The 19,244-nt window shown below is 47.0% G+C and carries 17 protein-coding genes; 15 read left to right on the top strand and 2 right to left on the bottom strand.

Going from position 1 to position 19,244, the window contains the following annotated elements; all coding sequences use genetic code 11:
- Positions 1 to 39 precede the first annotated feature (39 nt).
- The 4 genes from typA to Q7C_RS02090 all read left to right on the top strand — a co-directional run bounded on the left by typA (position 40) and on the right by Q7C_RS02090 (position 5,117).
- On the top strand, positions 40 to 1,869 hold the full coding sequence (gene typA / locus Q7C_RS02105; RefSeq protein ID WP_014703061.1) for a translational GTPase TypA: 1,830 nt from the start codon (positions 40 to 42) through the stop codon (positions 1,867 to 1,869).
- Positions 1,870 to 1,931: 62 nt separating this feature from the next.
- A complete protein-coding gene (locus Q7C_RS02100; RefSeq protein WP_014703060.1) occupies positions 1,932 to 2,165 on the top strand; it encodes a PP0621 family protein in 234 nt (77 codons plus the stop codon).
- Positions 2,158 to 3,735: a sensor histidine kinase gene (locus tag Q7C_RS02095; protein ID WP_014703059.1), complete on the top strand. Its 1,578-nt coding sequence runs from the start codon at positions 2,158 to 2,160 to the stop codon at positions 3,733 to 3,735. Before Q7C_RS02100 ends, Q7C_RS02095 begins: the two co-directional genes overlap by 8 nt.
- Positions 3,732 to 5,117, top strand: a complete 1,386-nt coding sequence (locus Q7C_RS02090) for a sigma-54-dependent transcriptional regulator (RefSeq protein ID WP_014703058.1) — start codon at positions 3,732 to 3,734, stop codon at positions 5,115 to 5,117. The genes Q7C_RS02095 and Q7C_RS02090 overlap by 4 nt, the downstream gene beginning before the upstream one ends.
- Here Q7C_RS02090 and ygfZ read toward each other — a convergent pair.
- A complete protein-coding gene (gene ygfZ / locus Q7C_RS02085) occupies positions 5,114 to 6,010 on the bottom strand; it encodes a CAF17-like 4Fe-4S cluster assembly/insertion protein YgfZ (RefSeq protein WP_014703057.1) in 897 nt (298 codons plus the stop codon). The genes Q7C_RS02090 and ygfZ overlap by 4 nt on opposite strands.
- Positions 6,011 to 6,072: 62 nt before the next feature.
- Between ygfZ and Q7C_RS02080 the strand changes: the two genes are divergently transcribed.
- A complete protein-coding gene (locus tag Q7C_RS02080) occupies positions 6,073 to 6,492 on the top strand; it encodes a protein YgfX (protein WP_041366395.1) in 420 nt (139 codons plus the stop codon).
- Here Q7C_RS02080 and nadB read toward each other — a convergent pair.
- On the bottom strand, positions 6,467 to 8,071 hold the full coding sequence (gene nadB / locus Q7C_RS02075; protein WP_050954416.1) for an L-aspartate oxidase: 1,605 nt from the start codon (positions 8,069 to 8,071) through the stop codon (positions 6,467 to 6,469). The genes Q7C_RS02080 and nadB overlap by 26 nt on opposite strands.
- 128 nt (positions 8,072 to 8,199) lie before the next feature.
- Here nadB and rpoE point away from each other — a divergent pair, with 128 nt between their 5' ends.
- From rpoE to lepB, 10 genes are all read left to right on the top strand, one after another.
- Positions 8,200 to 8,775 carry an RNA polymerase sigma factor RpoE gene (rpoE, locus tag Q7C_RS02070; protein ID WP_014703054.1) on the top strand — a complete coding sequence of 192 codons (576 nt, stop codon included), beginning with the start codon at positions 8,200 to 8,202 and terminating at the stop codon, positions 8,773 to 8,775.
- 3 nt (positions 8,776 to 8,778) lie between these two features.
- The gene (locus tag Q7C_RS02065) at positions 8,779 to 9,354 is read left to right on the top strand and encodes a sigma-E factor negative regulatory protein (protein WP_014703053.1); all 576 of its coding nucleotides are present in this window, start codon (positions 8,779 to 8,781) and stop codon (positions 9,352 to 9,354) included.
- Positions 9,355 to 9,356: 2 nt separating this feature from the next.
- Positions 9,357 to 10,337: a MucB/RseB C-terminal domain-containing protein gene (locus tag Q7C_RS02060; RefSeq protein WP_014703052.1), complete on the top strand. Its 981-nt coding sequence runs from the start codon at positions 9,357 to 9,359 to the stop codon at positions 10,335 to 10,337.
- Positions 10,334 to 10,759 carry a SoxR reducing system RseC family protein gene (locus Q7C_RS02055; protein ID WP_014703051.1) on the top strand — a complete coding sequence of 142 codons (426 nt, stop codon included), beginning with the start codon at positions 10,334 to 10,336 and terminating at the stop codon, positions 10,757 to 10,759. The genes Q7C_RS02060 and Q7C_RS02055 overlap by 4 nt, the downstream gene beginning before the upstream one ends.
- Complete coding sequence (locus Q7C_RS02050; RefSeq protein ID WP_014703050.1) at positions 10,756 to 12,189, top strand: DegQ family serine endoprotease; 1,434 nt, start codon at positions 10,756 to 10,758, stop codon at positions 12,187 to 12,189. Before Q7C_RS02055 ends, Q7C_RS02050 begins: the two co-directional genes overlap by 4 nt.
- 123 nt (positions 12,190 to 12,312) lie before the next feature.
- Positions 12,313 to 12,996 carry a response regulator transcription factor gene (locus Q7C_RS02045; RefSeq protein WP_014703049.1) on the top strand — a complete coding sequence of 228 codons (684 nt, stop codon included), beginning with the start codon at positions 12,313 to 12,315 and terminating at the stop codon, positions 12,994 to 12,996.
- The gene (locus Q7C_RS02040; RefSeq protein ID WP_014703048.1) at positions 12,993 to 14,354 is read left to right on the top strand and encodes a sensor histidine kinase; all 1,362 of its coding nucleotides are present in this window, start codon (positions 12,993 to 12,995) and stop codon (positions 14,352 to 14,354) included. Before Q7C_RS02045 ends, Q7C_RS02040 begins: the two co-directional genes overlap by 4 nt.
- A gap of 110 nt (positions 14,355 to 14,464) precedes the next feature.
- Complete coding sequence (locus Q7C_RS02035; RefSeq protein ID WP_151194709.1) at positions 14,465 to 16,444, top strand: TonB-dependent receptor domain-containing protein; 1,980 nt, start codon at positions 14,465 to 14,467, stop codon at positions 16,442 to 16,444.
- 225 nt (positions 16,445 to 16,669) lie between these two features.
- Positions 16,670 to 18,466 (top strand): translation elongation factor 4, encoded by a 1,797-nt coding sequence (gene lepA / locus Q7C_RS02030; protein WP_014703046.1) that lies wholly within the window; start codon positions 16,670 to 16,672, stop codon positions 18,464 to 18,466.
- A gap of 15 nt (positions 18,467 to 18,481) precedes the next feature.
- Positions 18,482 to 19,243, top strand: a complete 762-nt coding sequence (gene lepB / locus Q7C_RS02025) for a signal peptidase I (protein ID WP_014703045.1) — start codon at positions 18,482 to 18,484, stop codon at positions 19,241 to 19,243.
- The last annotated feature ends 1 nt before the right edge of the window (position 19,244 follow it).

Genomic DNA, 19,244 nt, shown 5'->3' with positions numbered 1-19,244 from the left:
TAACGTATGCATGGCGCATACCTTTTATAAAGACGCTATATGACTCTTTCAAACGATATCAGTAAGTTACGTAACATCGCGATCATCGCGCACGTTGACCACGGTAAAACCACCTTGGTCGATCAATTGCTGCGCCAATCAGGCACGTTCAGTGAACACGAAGAGTTACAGGAACGCGTGATGGACTCTAATGATCTTGAACGCGAACGTGGGATTACCATTTTGTCCAAAAACACGGCGATTCGCTGGCAGGACTACCGTATTAACATTGTCGATACGCCAGGACACGCCGATTTTGGTGGTGAAGTAGAGCGGGTTTTATCGATGGTTGACTCGGTATTATTGTTGGTTGACTCGGCCGAGGGCCCGATGCCACAAACGCGATTTGTTACCCAGAAAGCGTTAGCGCTTGGGTTGAAACCTATTGTCGTTATCAACAAAATTGACAAACCAAGCGCTCGCCCGGGTTGGGTTTTGGATCAAACTTTTGATTTATTTGCCAACCTCGATGCTACGGACGAGCAGTTGGATTTTGACGTTATCTATGCTTCAGGATTGAATGGCTTTGCCGGCCTTGATGAAAGTGTTCGAAGTGGTGATATGACACCGTTGTTCCAGATGGTGATCGATAAGGTAAGTGCGCCAGCTGTAGATGTCGATGGGCCTTTCCGAATGCAGGTATCATCGCTGGATTACAACAGTTATGTTGGGGTCATTGGTATTGGTCGCATCGAACGTGGTCGGGTCAAGACGAATACGGCGGTTACGGTTGTCGATCGGGAAGGCAAAAAACGTAATGGCCGAGTGTTGCAGGTCATGGGCTTTATGGGGCTGAGTCGTGAAGAAGTTGAACAAGCGCAGGCGGGCGATATTATTGCCTTCACTGGGCTGGATCCGTTAAATATTTCTGATACGCTCTGCGATCCTAATGCCGTTGAGGCTTTGCCGCCGCTGACAGTTGATGAGCCCACGGTCACCATGACATTTCAGGTAAACAATTCTCCTTTTGCTGGTAAAGAAGGGAAATTTGTTACTACGCGCCAAATTAAAGAAAGATTGGAGCGTGAGTTAATTCATAACGTCGCGTTGCGGGTCGAGCAATTGCCCGAAGATCCGGATAAATTTCGGGTATCTGGCCGTGGTGAATTGCATTTGTCGGTGTTAATCGAAAATATGCGCCGGGAAGGTTTCGAACTTGGTGTATCACGGCCTGAAGTGATTATTCGTGAAATCGATGGCGTTAAAGAAGAACCCTACGAAGCGGTCACCATTGACGTGGAAGATACCCATCAAGGCACGGTGATGGAAAAAATGGGTACCCGTGGTGGTGAGTTAAAAGATATGTCACCAGATGGTAAAGGACGAATTCGTCTTGACTTCATGATTCCTTCGCGCGGTTTGATTGGTTTTCGGACAGAATTTCTGACTGCAACGCAGGGAACCGGTTTGATTTACAGTGTGTTTGATCATTATGCGCCTGTAAAACCGGGTACTTTTGGTAAACGAATCAATGGCGTATTGATTGCCAACGGTGTCGGTAAAGCCGTCGCATTTGCCATATTTAATCTTCAAGAACGCGGCCGGATGTTTATTGGTCACGGTGACGAAGTATACGAAGGCATGATCATCGGTATTCATTCGCGCGATAACGATCTGGTGGTGAATCCGTTAAAAGGCAAACAGTTAACCAATGTTCGAGCCTCTGGTTCAGATGATGCCGTCACGCTGGTACCACCTATTCGAATGAGCCTTGAGCAGGCATTGGAATTTATCGGCGATGATGAGTTGCTGGAAGTGACGCCAAAATCATTGCGGTTGCGAAAAAAACTGTTACTTGAACACGAGAGAAAGCGGGCATCTCGAGGCTAAAATTAGAGTTAAAATGACAGAAAGGGGTATGCTATTGCATACCCTTTTTTTTGAGGTCGGTTATGCGAATTTTGGTTTTGCTGGCAATTGGACTGTTACTGTATCTGAGCTTTCGTCATCTATGGCGACGGGCTCAGGCAGAACGACGCGCCAATAAACGGGTTAATGAACAGCAAATGGTGCGTTGCGACTTTTGTGGACTGCATCTGCTGCCGCAAGAAGCCAGACAAAAGGATGGCCATTATTTTTGTTCCGAGGAGCATCTGACCGCTTTTCACAATAAGGCTGATGGCTGATCCCGACATTGTGAGTGACCCAGTCATTGTTGATAATCCCTGGCGTGCTTTACGTCTGTTTTCGGGTTATCGGTTATTTCTTGCTACGGTCCTGTTTGCGGTTTCATTCTGGCAATTGCCGCCGGACTATCTGGGACAAAAACTACCCGATTTATTTCAACTGATTGCCGCTGGTTACCTGCTGTTAGCCGTTGGTCTGCTGTGGCTGTGTTTGCGTGATGGTGGCGAGTTTGTCTCTCAGTGCCGTTGGCAATTGCTGTTGGATATTCTGATGCTGTCATTGATCATTCATACCAGTGGCGGATTACAGACCGGTTTAGGGGCGTTGCTGATTGTGATTGTGGTCGCTGGTGGTGCCATGATACCAGGACGAATGGCGGCGTTTATTGCGGCAGTCGCAACGCTGGCTGTCTTGATAGAGGCAACATATGGTGAAGTAGCCGGGCAAAATACGGGACACTTCAGTCAGGCAGGGATATTAGGCGCCATTTTTTTTGTGACTGCATTGTTGGCACAAATTGTCTCGCAAACAATGCAACGCTCGCAAAGCTTAGCAGAACAGCGTGCATCAGAACTTAACAAACTGGCAAATCTTAATCAGCATATTATTCAACGGATGCAGGATGCCGTGTTGGCAATTGATATGCAGGGACGGGTGAGCTTATTCAACGAATCAGCCAGAAAACTCTTAGCGATTGCAGAGCAGCAACCCGGTTTTTTGTTGAAAGAAGCGGTGCCAGAACTGGCAAGTCAGTTGCAACGCTGGCATTTGCGTGATCCGGAAGCCTTCCAGCCCTTTCAACCTCGCCATGATTTGCCCGAGTTACAGGCAAGAGCGACGCGCGTTGAAACCGGTGAAACCCTGATTTTTGTTGAAAACATAACGGAGCTTGCTCAACAGGCGCAACAACTCAAGTTGGCTTCCTTAGGTAGGCTGACCGCCAGTATTGCGCATGAGATTCGTAACCCACTCAGTGCGATAAGTCATGCTGGTGAGTTGTTAGCAGAACAACGCTCTGGTGATGCCTCCATCAACAAGTTAACGGCAATTATTCAACGCCATAGCTCGCGCATGAATCTGATCATAGAAACCATTCTACAAATGAGCCGACGTAAATCTACGCAACCCGGTTCGGTATTGCTGGCAACATGGCTGGAAAAACTGATTGAAGAATTTAGCGAAACCAAAGCATTGCCTGCCAGCAAGTTACAATTAACTGTAAAGCAGCCATTGACCCGAGTCCGAACCGACCCTCAGCAATTGCATCAAATTCTGTGGAATTTACTTGATAACGGTTTGCACCATGCTGACTTATCAGCAGATACCCCGCTGGCTATAGTTGTTGAGGAACATGCAGACCAGGTTTGGATAGATGTGCTTGATAATGGTCAAGGCGTTAGTGAAAAGGCCTTGAAACATTTGTTTGAGCCGTTTTATTCTGCTCGTCAGGGCGGCACAGGGCTGGGTTTATATCTCGCACGTGAATTATGTCAAGCTAATGGTGCCCGCCTTCATTATCTGGCTGACGCTGGCAGCTGTTTTCGAATTACATTTCCGGTACAAAAATGAGTCATGCAACCCATTACGCCCAAGCACTGATTATTGATGATGAAGCGGATATTCTGGAATTAATCTGCATGACATTGTCTGGAATGCAGATTGATTGTGTTACCGCAGAAAATCTGGCTCAGGCCAAGCAGGCAATACAACAACAAGCATTTGATTTATGTTTTACCGATATGCGTCTGCCGGATGGCGATGGCCTTGAGTTTGTCAAATGGTTACAAGGCGTGCGTCCAGAGTTACCGGTTGCTGTGATTACGGCGCACGGCAATGTGGATTTGGCGGTGCAAGCGCTCAAATCCGGTGCTTTTGATTTTGTTGCCAAACCGTTGAAATTAAGAGCGCTGCGCGATTTGGTTAATGCCGCAATGAAACTTTCCCCTGTGCGACCACGACAACAGGAACGACGTTCCAGACATCGACTATTAGGCGACACGACGGTAATGCGAGACCTTCGCAGCAAAGTGACCAAATTATCTCGTAGTCAGGCACCGGTATATATTAGCGGTGAATCCGGTACCGGCAAGGAGTTAGTTGCGCGTTTGATCCATGATTTGGGTGCTCGCCGCGATCAGGCTTTTGTCCCGGTGAATTGTGGCGCAATCCCTTCGGAGCTAGTGGAGAGTGAATTTTTCGGTCATAAAAAAGGCGCTTTTACCGGCGCAATAGCCGATAAACAGGGGCTATTTCAAGCAGCCGATGGCGGGACATTATTTTTAGATGAAGTTGCGGATTTGCCCTTGATGATGCAGGTTAAGCTACTACGGGCAATTCAGGAAAAAAGCATTCGGCCGGTTGGTAGTCATGAGGAAATTACTGTTGATGTACGCGTATTATCGGCGACGCACAAAGATTTGGTGCAGTGTGTTAAAAACGGCAGCTTTCGCGAGGATTTGTTCTATCGCTTAAATGTCATCGAGCTCAATGTCCCGGCACTGCGGGATCGTGCTTCTGATATTCCGCTGCTTGCCGAAGCTATTTTGCAGCGGTTGGCCGACAAAAACCAACAGCGCAATCCCAGTTTGAGTGAAGCTGCCATGGCCGCACTTCAGAATTATGCTTTTCCGGGTAATGTGCGTGAATTGGAAAATACACTGGAAAGGGCTTTAACGTGGTCGGAAGGTGAAGAAATTAAACCGCAAGACCTAATGTTGCCCAAGCGGCCGCAGCGATTGTCAGCTGAGGATTCGCCTGAGTTCAACAATGATCAAAACAATGAAGAAACAGCGCTTGCAGAAGATTTATCTGCACAAATGGCTTCTCAAGAGCGCGTTTTGATTGAGCAGGCATTGTCAGAAACACGCTGGAACCGAACGGCAGCGGCAAAAAAACTGGGAATCAGTTTTCGTGCCTTGCGCTACAAACTCAAAAAGCTGGATATTGACTAGTCTCGCGGCAGAGGAGAGACCTGCTTAATCGGTGTTCCATCGGCAAGTTTCAAAGTGTGTTCAGCCATGGATAGTTTGAGTGTCATTTGAAGTATCCAGGTATTATTTTCGGCAACACCATACTGCACCAGTTGCCCGGCAATTGAACCGTCTTCGGTTAAAATATCTTCACCGACGGAAAAGTCATATTCAGTTTGGACGAACCCGGTAAATAATCGCCGTTTAGCTTCACCCAGATAGTGTAGCCGGGCGACAACCTCTTGACCTGGATAGCAGCCTTTTCGAAAGCTGACGCCCCCGGCAGTGTCAAGATTGACCTGTTGAGCCGTAAATTTCTCTCTAGTGATAGCATAAATTTGCGGCAAGCCAGCTTTAACAAGTCGTGTTTGCCAGTCTGCTTGGGCGCGCGGTATCAGCGTGGTTTCTTCGATAAGCTTGGCCAGGATATCGGTATCCATGACGGCAATCGCCAGGTTATTTTGGATCTGGGCCGTGTCAGGTAGCGGGGTGGTTTGATCCAAAAAACCAATGACCGGTTGGCCACCATTCTGAATGGTGATTTTGCTACGCAGTCGAAACATATCAAGCCGCTGACGAATAAAATCCTGCTGGTCTGCTGATAAAACTAAAAAGAAGTTATCCGGATTTCGAATCAACCAGAAAATACCCAATAACCGACCTTTAGCCTGACAAAATCCGGTTAATTGTGCTTGGCCGGGCTGACACTGATTGACGTCATTCGTTAGCAGGTTTTGTAAAAAAGAGGCAGCGTCCTCACCCTCAACAATCAGGTACCGCCAGTCAGATAAAAAACAAAACCCAGCTTGGTTCAGGCTCGGTTGAGGTAAGCAGGCTGTTTGTTGTTCAAGGATGCTTGTTAGCTCATCAGACATTGCGATTTCCGCTAATAGGACAGACACTTATTGTAACGACAGACTATGTGGAACCCAAATTTATGAATGCGCCACGACTAGAGGTCACGATTGTGCCGTCACGAATCGCGGTTTGGCTAGCAATAGTTTTGCACCTGTTGGCCATCATCGCCATTCTGATTGCTACCCTGTCGGTTGGGATGAAACTGGCCATAATAATATTTGTGGCATGGCATTATGTTTACTTTTTCAAGCGACGTCAGGCGAGTCTGCGTCAGTTTTTGATTGTTGATGACGCCACCGGTTGGCAATTGACGGATGAGCAAGGTCATGCTTGCCTGATTACCATAAAGCAATGTTTTGTTAGTCTGCCTTTGATCATCATTCACTACCATACTCAACAAAAAGGTAAGCGCAGTCTGGTATTATTTTGCGACAGTATTTCGGCTGAACATGGGCGACAGCTGCGCATTCGACTCAGTCAGCCTGTTGGCCCGCAATAAGCGTGTTTTCTGGTGGTTGATGCGGATTGAGTGTTGGGTAGTCGAGGTTAAAATGCAGCCCCCGGCTTTCATGACGAGTTTGTGCAGACCGGATAATCAACTCGGCAACATCAGCCAGATTACGCAATTCCAGAAGATCATTGCTGATGTGATGGCGACTGTAAAACTCATCAATTTCCTGTTTCAACAAAGATAACCGCTGCCGGGCTTTGTGGAGTCGTTCATTACTGCGAACGATGCCAACATAGTCCCACATAAAGCGGCGAAGTTCGTCCCAGTTATGACTAATTGCGACCGCTTCCTTGGCGGGAAATACGCGACTATCATCCCATTCTGGTATCGCCGAAATTGGCCGGGTAATCTGAGACTGTTGGATGTCTTTGGCGGCTGCACGTGCAAAAACCAGACACTCTAACAAAGAGTTACTGGCCATGCGGTTGGCACCATGCAAACCGGTGTGTGCCGTTTCACCGATGGCGTAAAGGCCTGGAATATCAGTTCTGCCATGCACATCGGTGACAATGCCACCACACGTGTAATGGGCGGCTGGCACAACGGGGATTGGCGATTGACTGATATCTATGCCAAACGAGAGACAGCGTTGATAAATTGTGGGGAAATGGCTTTGAATGAATCCGGCAGGCTGATGGCTAATATCAAGATAAACGCAGTCATGACCTAATCGTTTCATTTCATGATCAATTGCCCTAGCGACGATATCCCTTGGTGCCAGTTCAGCAAGTTCATGAAATGCGGGCATAAACCGGGTGCCATCGGCTAGTTTCAGCAAAGCCCCTTCACCGCGCAGGGATTCGCTGATAAGAAAGGATTTGGCTTTGGGGTGATATAAACAGGTCGGATGGAATTGTATAAATTCCATGTTGGCGATACGGCAACCCGCTCGCCAGCCCATGGCGATACCATCCCCTGTAGAAACATCCGGGTTACTGGTGTAAAGATAAACCTTGCCCGCGCCACCAGTTGCCAGCACGGTTACCGGCGCCAGAAAAGTGATGGGTTTATCGGCTTTGATATCCAACGCATAACAGCCAAGACAGGTATTTTCTTGTGCGCCAAGTTGCTTGCGACTGGTGATAAGGTCAATGCCAATATGATACGGAAATAAATGAATATTCGGGTGTGCTTTGGCTTTGTCGAGCAGGGTTGTTTCTACCGCCCGTCCCGTTGCATCTGCAGAGTGAATGATACGACGGTGGCTATGACCGCCTTCACGAGTTAAGTGGAAATGGCTGTGTTTATCTTCGTCTCGTGTGAACGACACGCCTTGCTCAATCAACCACTCAACTGCTTCGCGGGCGTGTTCAACGGTATATTTCACCACCTCGGGGTCGCATAATCCATCGCCAGCCGTTATGGTGTCATCAATGTGGGATTGCAACGAATCAGTTTTATCAAGCACGACAGAAATACCCCCTTGCGCATACAGGGAGGCGCCTTCTTCAAGCTGGCTCTTGGATATTACCGCCACGTTTGCCGTGTCTGCCATGTGCAGGGCAAGTGTCAGACCAGCGGTACCGCTGCCAATAATAAGCAGATCAAATTGATGTGTAGTAGCCATGTTCATGGAAACAGGTAGAATGCCTGCAAGTATTTTGCACGGATTGTGGAACAAATAAAAATGAGTTTGGTCAATCAAGCAATGAAAATAACAGACCTCCGGTGTTTCGGAGCAGACCGGATCACAGAATGAGTGTCGATCAAGAATTAGTTGAACGGGTGCAGGCTGGTGATAAAAAAGCGTTCGACCTGCTGATCATGAAGTATCAGCAACGCATCATTCATGTCATCACCGGATTTGTCCATGATCCGGTGGAAGCTATGGATGTTGCTCAAGAAGCCTTTATCAAAGCTTACCGTGCTTTGCCCGGTTTTCGCGGGGATAGTGCGTTTTATACTTGGCTGTATCGCATCGCCATTAACACGTCCAAAAATCATCTTACCGCTAGTGCCAGAAGACCACCGGTCAGTGATGTGGACGCTATGGATGCAACAATTTATTACGATGCACCGGAGTTGAAGGAATTTGAGACCCCGGAAAACAGTCTCATGAGTATTGAGTTGGAACAGGCAATACAACAAGTTATTGAAGATCTGCCCGAAGATACCGCAACGGCCATCAAGTTACGTGAATTTGAGGGAATGAGTTACGAAGAAATCGCACAGGCAATGGATTGTCCAATCGGTACCGTCAGGTCAAGGATATTCCGGGCGCGTGAAGCAATTGATAAACAAGTTAAAGCAGTAATGGGTGAAGAGGATTAAATTATGACAGTGAATCATCGTGAGATGCTCTCTGCATTAATGGATGGTCAACTATCTGGCGATGCGTTGACCGAAGCAATCGAATTGATTAGTAATGATGCGGACGTCAAGGCAGATTATCTGCGTTGGCAACACACGCGTGATGTGATGCATGGCTATACTCGAGGTCTTAAGCAACGCCCCGTTGATTTAACCTTGCGGCTGTCTGCGCAACTCGCGAATGAACCGGTCTATAGCCAATCTGAGCGTCGTCATCAATCTAATATTATTCGCTTTCCGGCCAAAGTCTGGAAACAAGCCGCTGGTCTCGCTGTTGCAGCGTCAGTGGGAGCTTTGGCGGTAGTCGGCGTAATGCAGCCCAGTATCCAAACTGGATTTCAATCGATGCCGGTAGCAGCAGTCGAGTCCGCGCCACAAACTGCCAGCACATCGCCTGTGGTCAGAGTCAATCGCTGGATAGTTGAAGCGCCTGAAGTAGAAGATCGATTGAATCATTATTTGGTTGATCACAATGAATACGCTGGTGGTGCAGGTATGTTTTCATACGGTCGTGTTGTTTCCTACGGGGCGGAGCAGTAACGATGTTGAGGACCCTGGCTTTCACACTATTTTTTTTGATGCCAGGATTGGCTTGGTCAAGCAGTGATGCGATTGATTTGCTCGAACGCATGACGCGAGCAGGAAAAGAGCTAACCTACCAAGGCGTATTCACTTACCACAATGATAGCGCCATACAGTCTGTACAGATATATCACCGCAACAATGAGTTGGGTGAAATGGAACGACTTATTTCTTTGAATGGCGCTGCCAGAGAGGTAATTCGCTCTAACGATATGGTTACCTGTATCAATCCTGAGGTCGAGCAGGTTAATGTCAGCAGACGTCCATTAGGTCAAGGCTTTCCAAGCGATTTACCCCGCAGACTACGCTCTGCCACGCCTTTTTACGAGGTTACATTGGGGGATATTGAGCGGGTTGCCGGCCGACAAAGTCAGGTTTTAGCCATTACGCCGGTTGATGATTACCGATATGGCTATCGTATGTGGGTGGATATCGAAACCGATTTACTGCTTAAGTCAGAGCTGTTGTCTGAAACGAAAGCGGTGTTGGAAACTTTTTCTTTTTCATCAATTGATACGCAAACACCTATCGAAGATCACCAATTTAAAGCGCAAACCGGTGGCCATGAGATGATTTGGTATCAATCAGAACCGGGTACGCCCTTGGATACCAGTTCCGATAAACTGATTTCAAACTGGCAAGCAAATTGGTTGCCAGAGGGATTCAGTCTGGTTGCAGCACAGAATCGGTTACGTGCTAACAATGGCGCTTATGTAGAGCAACGTGTCTATAGTGATGGTTTGAGTGCAGTTTCCGTTTTTATTGAAAAAACCCGCTCTCGACCAGCGCACCTTCTTGGCGTTTCAAATGTTGGGGCGATGAATGCCTATGGCAAAATTATTCATGCCCACTTTGTGACGGTTGTTGGTGAAGTCCCTGCTCACACAGTTGAAAAAATTGGTACAAACATCACATTCCAATTGTCTGGAACCGCACCGTGATTGAACAAGCAGCAACGGTGATTGCTGTTGAAAGAAATCAGGTCTGGGTTGAAGCACAGCGCCAGACGACCTGTGGTGGCTGTCAGGTTCGACAAGGATGTGGAACAGGCCTGCTAGCTAACCATGTTGGCAAACGTTTTAATAGAATTGCTGTCCCATACACCGGGTCAGTTCGGATTGGTCAGCAAGTTACGGTGGCAATTCCTGAACAGGCTTTATTAAATGGGGCATTTTTAATGTATTTGTTGCCCCTGTTGGCAATGTTTGTCGGGGCGGGTCTCAGTCGATGGCTAGGCTGGCCTGATCTCGTGCAGACGCTAACGGGTGGGATAGGACTGTTTGTCGGTTTTTATTGGGTGGCAAATAGTCTTAAGAAGCAAAACGCGGTTATCGCGATGAAAATGAAAGAGGAAGAAATATGATACGAACGAAATCCTGGGCTATTTTCAGTCTTGCTATGGCTTGGTTAATGATGAGTTTACAGGTACAGGCACGTAACTTGCCGGAATTCACCGAACTCGTTGAAGAGAATGCGGATGCCGTTGTCAATATCAGCACCAAGAATAACCAGGAAGATCGCAGTATGAATGGCATGCCATCTTTGCCACCAGGTATGGAAATCCCGGAAGGCACGCCATTTGATGATTTTTTCAAACGTTTTTTTGGTCAACCAGGACAACCGCAACCGCCTCAGGCTAACTCGCTCGGTTCGGGGTTTGTTTTGTCTGAAGATGGTTTTATTCTGACCAACCATCACGTTATTAAGGATGCTGACGAAATTGTCGTTCGGTTCAGTGATCGAACGGAATTGACGGCTGAGCTTTTGGGAAGTGATGAACGTAGCGATGTGGCGCTACTCAAGGTCGACCCGCAAGGCTTGAATCTGAAAGCCGTCAAGTTGGGTGACTCGATGGATATGAAAGTTGGCGAATGGGTCTTGGCAATTGGGTCTCCATTTGGTTTTGATTATTCGGCAACAGCTGGCATTGTCAGTGCGTTGGGTCGAAGCTTGCCAAGCGACAGTTATGTGCCATTTATTCAGACGGATGTTGCCATTAATCCAGGTAATTCAGGTGGGCCATTATTTAACCTTGATGGTGAAGTCATTGGTATTAACTCGCAAATATATAGCCGTACCGGTGGTTTCATGGGGTTATCTTTTGCGATTCCGATGGATGTTGTCATGAATGTGGTGGATCAAATCAAGGATCAGGGATATGTCAGTCGAGGCTGGCTGGGTGTCGTTATTCAGGATGTGACCCGTGAATTAGCAGAATCATTTGGCCTTAGAAAACCGCGTGGCGCTTTGGTATCTCGGGTTGTGCCTGATAGCCCGGCAGCGAAAGCGGGTTTTGAAGCGGGTGATATTATTCTGACTTTTGATGGTAAAACAGTCGAAACATCATCAGATTTGCCGCCAATAGTAGGACGTACGGCGGTTGGTCAAAAAACGACGGTTGAAATCATGCGTCAAAACAAACGTCAGTCTATCGCTGTAGTCATTGAAGAATTACCAGAAGATGAACAACTAGCCGCAGTGGGGCAGTCAAATAAAATGACGGGGCGTTTTACCGACGATCGTTTGGCGGTGGAAGTCATTGATTTAACGGCTGAACAGCGTAAACAAGCGGAGGTTGAAGGGGGCGTGATCGTATTTAAATTGGAATCGGGTCCCGTTGCCAAAGCAGGTATTCAACAACAGGACATTATCCTGAGTCTGAATAATGTAAAGATTGAAAGTGCCGAGCAGTTTGTCGAAATTGCGGAAGCATTGCCGGCCGGAAAATCTGTACCAGTTCTGGTTCAGCGTAATGGTGCGGCACAGTTTCTGGCGATTCGTATTCCAGATTAAAATAATTGCAAACCAGCATTAAACGTAGCGGGGGATCACGGTTGATTCCCCGCTTTTTTTTGTCGTGAGACTGGTTTAATATAAATAATAATCATTATCATTATTTGGCCGCGCTATCACGCCATGAATCCAAACATACTTATTATCGAAGATGATTTGACGCTAAATACACAGCTCAAAGACATGTTGAATGAGGCGGGTTTCACCGTCTGGCAAGCATTTGATGCATCACCGGTTAGTGAGCTCTTGGATTCTCACCCAATCGATTTGATATTGCTTGATTTGAACTTGCCGGATGTGTCTGGCCACGGCGTGCTTGAGCAAATTCGTCAGCAATCTGATAAGCCGGTTATCGTTATTTCAGCGCGAGATGCGGACTCAGAGCGGATTCTGGGGTTAAAAAATGGTGCGGATGATTATCTTATTAAACCATTTAATTTTATAGAGTTACGATTAAGAATCGAGGCTATATTAAGACGCTGTGCCAACCTCCAAACCAAAACAGATGTTGCCAGCTTAACTTCGGGGGCACTGCGTTTGATAAAACATCCTCAGACCGTCCTCTATCAGGAGCAGCACGTTAAACTGACCAGCGTTCAGTTCAACATTTTATGGGCTTTGGTTGCACAAGATGGCCAGCCATTAAGTAAACCGGCGTTATATCGTATGGTGCTTAAAAAAGAATTCAGCCGTTATGACCGCAGTCTGGATATGCACATCAGTCGTATCAGACGGAAGCTGGTGGCAGCAGGTATGCCTGCCGGCCAATTACAGACTATCCATGGTACTGGGTACTGTTTGCAATGAAAAAACGCTTATTTTGGAAGCTGTTTGCGTTGATTGTGTTGGGCAGTATTTCCTTGATGATGGTGGCACACTGGCTGATTGTCCATACCGAGCAGAAAATGAGCTTTATCAGTCCGCTCCACCAACAGACCCTACGCGACTATGCCAGAGAGGCAGAACAGTATTATCAGCAAGGCGATATGGCAACACTCACGCAATTTTTAGCGCGTGTAAGTGATGAAGAGCAAACCTGGGTGGCGGTGGTTGAGTCAGATTTAACGCCAATTGCAGGCACGACGCTTTTACCAAGTTATAAAGAGCGATTTACTCTCGGACGGGATGTCAGTTGGAAAATACATTTGTATTTCAAGGAAAATCCCGTCATGGATGTGACTTTCGAAGATGGCAACACGCATTTTTTGATTTTATTGCCGCAACATATGCGTCCAGGAACATATTGGCCAGCCACCAGCGTATTGATGCAGATATTTTTGCCGATATTACTCATGAGCCTGATCAGTATTGTTATTTATCGGCATGTCATGCAGCCACTTAGGCAACTTCAACATGCAGCAAAACAGGTTGCCGAGGGAGATTTTAGCATCAGGTTAAAGCCCCGGCTGGGCAATCGTAGCGATGAGATTGCAACTTTGGCAGAAACCTTTGACAGCATGGCAGAGCATATTGGTCGCTTGATCCAGAATCAACGCCATCTGACAGCCGATTTGTCGCATGAGATGCGTACGATTCTGACACGAATTGAACTGGCATTAGGCCAGACAGAAAACAATAAAGAGCATATCCAGGCGTTGGACCGCATCCGCACTGAGGTGCAGCAAATGCGCAGAATGGTTGAAGATACATTGACCTTGGCATGGCTTGATGGTGAGTCACCTCAGCTGCAAACTGATGAGATGGATCTCACTGAACTTATTGACAGTGTGGTCGAAGATGCGCGATTTGAGTTTCCAACACGAGAAATTGCGTTAACTATTCCTGACTATGCGCCAGTTTCCCACTGTAGCGACAGGGTGCTCGGGCACGCCATCGAGAATGTGTTGCGCAATGCTCTTTACCACACACCAGAAGGCGGTACGGTGTCGGTGCAGTTGCGACAAGCCGAGACTGAATATCTGATTTTGATCACCGATCAAGGGCCGGGTGTGGCAGAAAAGCATCTGGAGGATATTTTTAAGCCGTTTTTCAGGCTCAAACGTCAAAACCAGTCGACTTACAAAGGGTTTGGTATCGGTTTGTCGTTGGCTAAGCGACAAGTTGAAGCACTGGGTGGGCGCATTTACGCGAGCAACATCGCTTCTCAAGGTTTACAGATCACGGTGACATTGCCATTGCCTGTTGTTTATGTGAAACAAAATTAATTTTTGTGACAGAAATGTAACATTTGTAATTTTCATTTCATTAAATGCTGACGCAAATTAGAATGCGTCACGGTTTTAATTAATAATGATTTTTATTTAGCGAGGTTGCTGTGAGCAAAAAACTACATTCTATCAGTCGCCCGACTGTGCTTTCTGTTGCGCTGGTTAGTGCGATGGCAGCGCAAACGGCATTGGCTGAATCTGTTGAGCTAGGTCGGATTCAGGTTACCGGTAACACGATTACGCCTGAATTAAATAGTGTTGATGCCGCGCAAATTGAAAAGCTTCAGGCAAATGATCTGGAAGACTTGTTCAGCCAGTCACCGGAAGTGACAGTGAGTGGTGGTGCCGATATTGGCCAAAAACTCTATATTCGTGGCGTTGAAGATCAATTGCTGAATATTACGATTGATGGGGCACAGCAAGCCACCCGCTTGTTCCACCATGCTGGCCGTATCAGTATTGAACCAGAACTGCTCAAGCAAGTTGAAGTGAATGCGGGCGCGGGTAATGCTCTGTCCGGTCCTGGCGCCTTAGGGGGTTCCGTCAAATTCGTCACTAAAGATCCGGAAGATATGCTTCGTCCGGGAGAAGATTTTGGCGGGCTGGTCAAAGGCATGTTTTCCAGCAACACCGACAGCTTTAAAACCAATACCAGTTTGTTTGGTCGGTTGACTGATGACTGGAGTGCCATGGTTTCTTACACACAAGCCGACTTTGATAATTATGAAGACGGTGATGGCAATGAAGTTGAGGGCACCAGAACTGATCAGGATTATTTGTTCGCTAAAGTGGTGGGTAAGCTTACTGAAAGTCAGACTTTACGTTTGAGTTATGAGAAACGGGAAGACGAAGGCAATCGTCTGCAACGGGCAAACTGGGGTGTGATCACGCCACGTAATATGCTGGCCCCGATCGATTCTGAGCGTGAAACGGTGACGCTGAATTACAATCTGAACCCGATTGATAATCCTTACCTAGATCTGTCATTGACGGTCTACAATACGGAAACCGATCTGACTCAAACAACAGCCCGTTTTGGTACGTTCGTTGGTAGTGGTGAAAGCAAAGGTTTTGACTTGCGTAACACCTCGTTGGTGGGCATGCACAAAATCACTTACGGTGTCGACTATCGTGAAGATGAAACTGTTGCCAATGGTGATGGTGAAGATGCGACTGATGATTCAAAAGTCAAAGGCGTTTATATTCAAGACGATATCCAGCTGACAGATGATTTGTTGTTAAGTGCTGGTCTTCGTTACGACGATTATGAATTCGACAATGATTTTGGTAACACCTCGTTTGACGAAAGTGAAGTCAGCCATAATATCGGTCTGAATTATCATTTCACCGAAAATTGGAGCGCTTTTGCATCTTATGCTGAAGCGTTTAAAGGCCCACAAGCGCAGGATGCATTCAAAGTTGGCTTCACCAGTGTTGACCCTAACTTGAAACCAGAAGATGCGGAAAACGTCGAATTTGGTGTCGCCTATGAGTCTAGAACCTGGTTTGGTTCTGCAAAGGTTTATCAAAGTAATATTGATGATGTCGTGTTAGATAATGACTATGATCAAATCTTTGAAAACATTGGTGACCTGGAATCTGATGGTGTGATTTTAGAGTTGGGTCGTCGCTGGGATAACCTGATGGCACGGGTGAGTTATCACTACAACGATGCTGAAATTGATGGTTATGATGCGAATGCCTACGATCATGCCGGTATCGCCAATATGGTTCGTGATACGTTAATTACACAGCTGGATTACCGTCTGAATTCACAATGGAACTTTGGCTGGAACGCGCGTTTTGTTAAAGGGCGTGAAGGTATCAAGTCACCTGAAGTTGATCTCTATGAACCCGGTTTTGAGTTTGATCAGCCAGGTTATGGTATCCATGATTTATATGTTCAATGGCAGCCAGCCGTTAGCGAAGATATTCGTATCGGCCTCACTGTTCGCAATGTCTTTGATAAAAACTATCTGGATCATGCCAGTGTTGCTGACCTGACGCATATCCCAGGATATGGCCTTATTCGTGGTTATAACGAACCAGGGCGTGACATTCGTTTGAGTGTTGCCTGGCAGTTCTAAAAAAAGCTCTCGGCCGCTACAGCGTGTGTCCGCACGCTGTAGCGGCTTTTTTATTTATAACCTGTGGCAAATAGGCTACAAACAAACACAGTTGTCGTTTTCACGACGCTAAATGCGTATAATGCAGAGCAATTTTTATTGCGACTGGTCAGGAGAGTTTGATGGGCTAAAAAGCTTGTCTGATGGTCTCTTGACTGGATTAAGTGCTGGCAGAATACGACCTGAATGAAAAATATCCGAAATTTCTCAATTATCGCTCACATCGATCACGGTAAATCGACGATTGCCGATCGTTTTATCCAGATTTGTGGTGGTTTATCTGACCGGGAAATGTCACAACAGGTGCTGGATTCAATGGATATCGAGCGCGAGCGGGGCATTACCATCAAAGCTCAAAGCGTTTCCTTAGACTATAAAGCACGCGATGGTGAAACTTATCATTTGAATTTCATTGATACCCCCGGCCATGTTGACTTTACCTACGAAGTGTCTCGTTCTTTAGCGGCATGTGAGGGCGCCCTGCTGGTGGTGGATGCTGCGCAAGGTGTTGAGGCGCAAAGTGTTGCCAATTGCTATACCGCGATAGATCTGGGTCTGGAAGTCATTCCCGTGTTGAACAAGATTGATTTGCCGTCAGCCGAGCCGGATATGGTTGCACAGGAAATTGAAGATATTATCGGTGTCGATGCCATGGATGCGGTTCGATGCAGTGCGAAGAACGGCCTGGGTATTGAAGACTTACTGGAAACTCTGGTTGCCAGAGTGCCGCCGCCTAAAGGCGAACCCGATAGCGCCTTGCAAGCGCTGATCATTGATTCTTGGTTTGACAGCTATGTTGGGGTCATTTCATTAGTTCGCATCAAACAGGGAAAACTGACGACCAAAGATAAAATTCGGGTGATGTCGACTGGACAAGAATATCAGGTTGATGAAGTCGGTGTTTTTACGCCTAAACGAAGCAAACGTAATGCCTTGCATTGTGGTGAAGTGGGTTATGTGATTTCCGGCGTCAAAGAAATTGATGGTGCGCCAGTTGGTGACACACTGACACATGCCCATCACGGCGCTGACAAAATGCTGCCAGGCTTTAAATCAGTAACACCGCAAGTCTATGCCGGTATGTTTCCGGTGAGCAGTGATGACTATGATGCGTTTCGTGATGCACTTGGAAAATTACGGTTGAATGACGCGTCGTTGTTTTATGAACCGGAAAACTCCCAGGCGCTGGGCTTTGGTTTTCGATGTGGTTTCCTTGGTTTATTACACATGGAAATCATTCAGGAGCGGCTTGAGCGGGAATACAATTTAGACCTGATTACCACGGCGCCCACCGTAGTGTTCGAGGTCACCACAAGAAAAGGCGAAACGCTGAAAGTCGAAAACCCAGCAGCCTTACCAGACCCGGGTGCGGTCGATGAAATCCGTGAGCCAATCGTGGCCGCAGATATTTTGGTGCCACAAGAGCACCTTGGTGCGGTGATTACCTTATGTGTCGAAAAACGTGGCGTTCAAAAAGCCATGCAGTATTTGCAGAAAACGGTCGCGCTAACTTATGAACTGCCGATGAATGAGGTCGTTATCGACTTTTTTGATCGCATCAAATCGGTTAGTCGTGGTTATGCCTCATTGGATTATCACTTTATCCGCTTTCAGCCAGCCGATCTGGTTAAGCTGGATGTGTTAATTAATGGTGAAAAAGTCGATGCGCTGGCGATGATCGTACATCGTAGTGACAGCGTTTCGAGGGGACGGCTGCTGGTTGAGAAAATGCAGGAGCTGATACCGCGACAAATGTTTGATGTAGCGATTCAGGCGGCGATTGGTGGGCATATTATTGCCAGATCGACAGTGAAAGCCATGCGCAAGAATGTATTGGCAAAGTGTTATGGTGGCGATGTTTCTCGAAAACGAAAATTGCTCGAAAAACAAAAAGCCGGTAAAAAACGTATGAAGTCCGTTGGCAAAGTTGATGTGCCTCAGGAAGCTTTCTTGGCGGTATTACAATTGTCCAAGAAATCCTAGCAAAGGAGTATCGGAGTGAGTTTTCCAGCAATAATGGTGTTACTGGTTGTTATCACGGGCCTGATTTGGTTAGTTGATAAACTGGTGTTTGCCAGAATACGTAGTGCTGATGGCAAAGAGCCTGCCGTGGTTGAATATGCCCGTTCTTTTTTTCCAATCATATTAGCGGTGCTGGTGATTCGTTCTTTCGTAGCTGAGCCATTCCGTATTCCATCTGGATCCATGTTGCCGACTTTACATGTCGGTGACTTTATTCTGGTTAACAAATTTTCTTATGGACTGCGGCTGCCAGTACTGAATACCAAATTTTTTGATTCAGGTTCGCCCGAACGGGGTGATGTCATTGTGTTTCGTTTTCCAGAAGAACCTTCAATTGATTACATTAAGCGGGTGGTGGGGTTGCCCGGCGATCGGATAGGCTACTTCAACAAAAAACTGTATATCAATCGTAAGCCGGTTGACTTGGAAGTTGCGAGTGCGGTTTCTGTCATTGACGAACAGTTGGAACCGCAAATGCAGGTTTACGAGGAAAAGCTGACGGATACCACGCACTTGATTGCCATTGATCCGGCGTCAGGCTCGGCGGAAGGCGAAATGATTGTGCCGGAAGGCCATTATTTTGTGCTGGGGGATAATCGGGATCGCAGTAATGACAGCCGCCGCTGGGGTACGGTTCCTGAAGCAAACCTGGTGGGTAAGGCATTTGTTATCTGGATGAGTTGGGACTGGGAAAAAGGTGGCATCATCTGGTCACGGTTGGGGCGCAGTATCAATTGAG

Origin of the sequence: Methylophaga frappieri (assembly GCF_000260965.1) — a bacterium.
Taxonomy (GTDB): Bacteria; Pseudomonadota; Gammaproteobacteria; order Nitrosococcales; family Methylophagaceae; genus Methylophaga; species Methylophaga frappieri.
The sequence above is the reverse complement of the archived record's forward strand: the minus strand, read 5'-3'. Positions and strand labels throughout refer to the sequence as shown.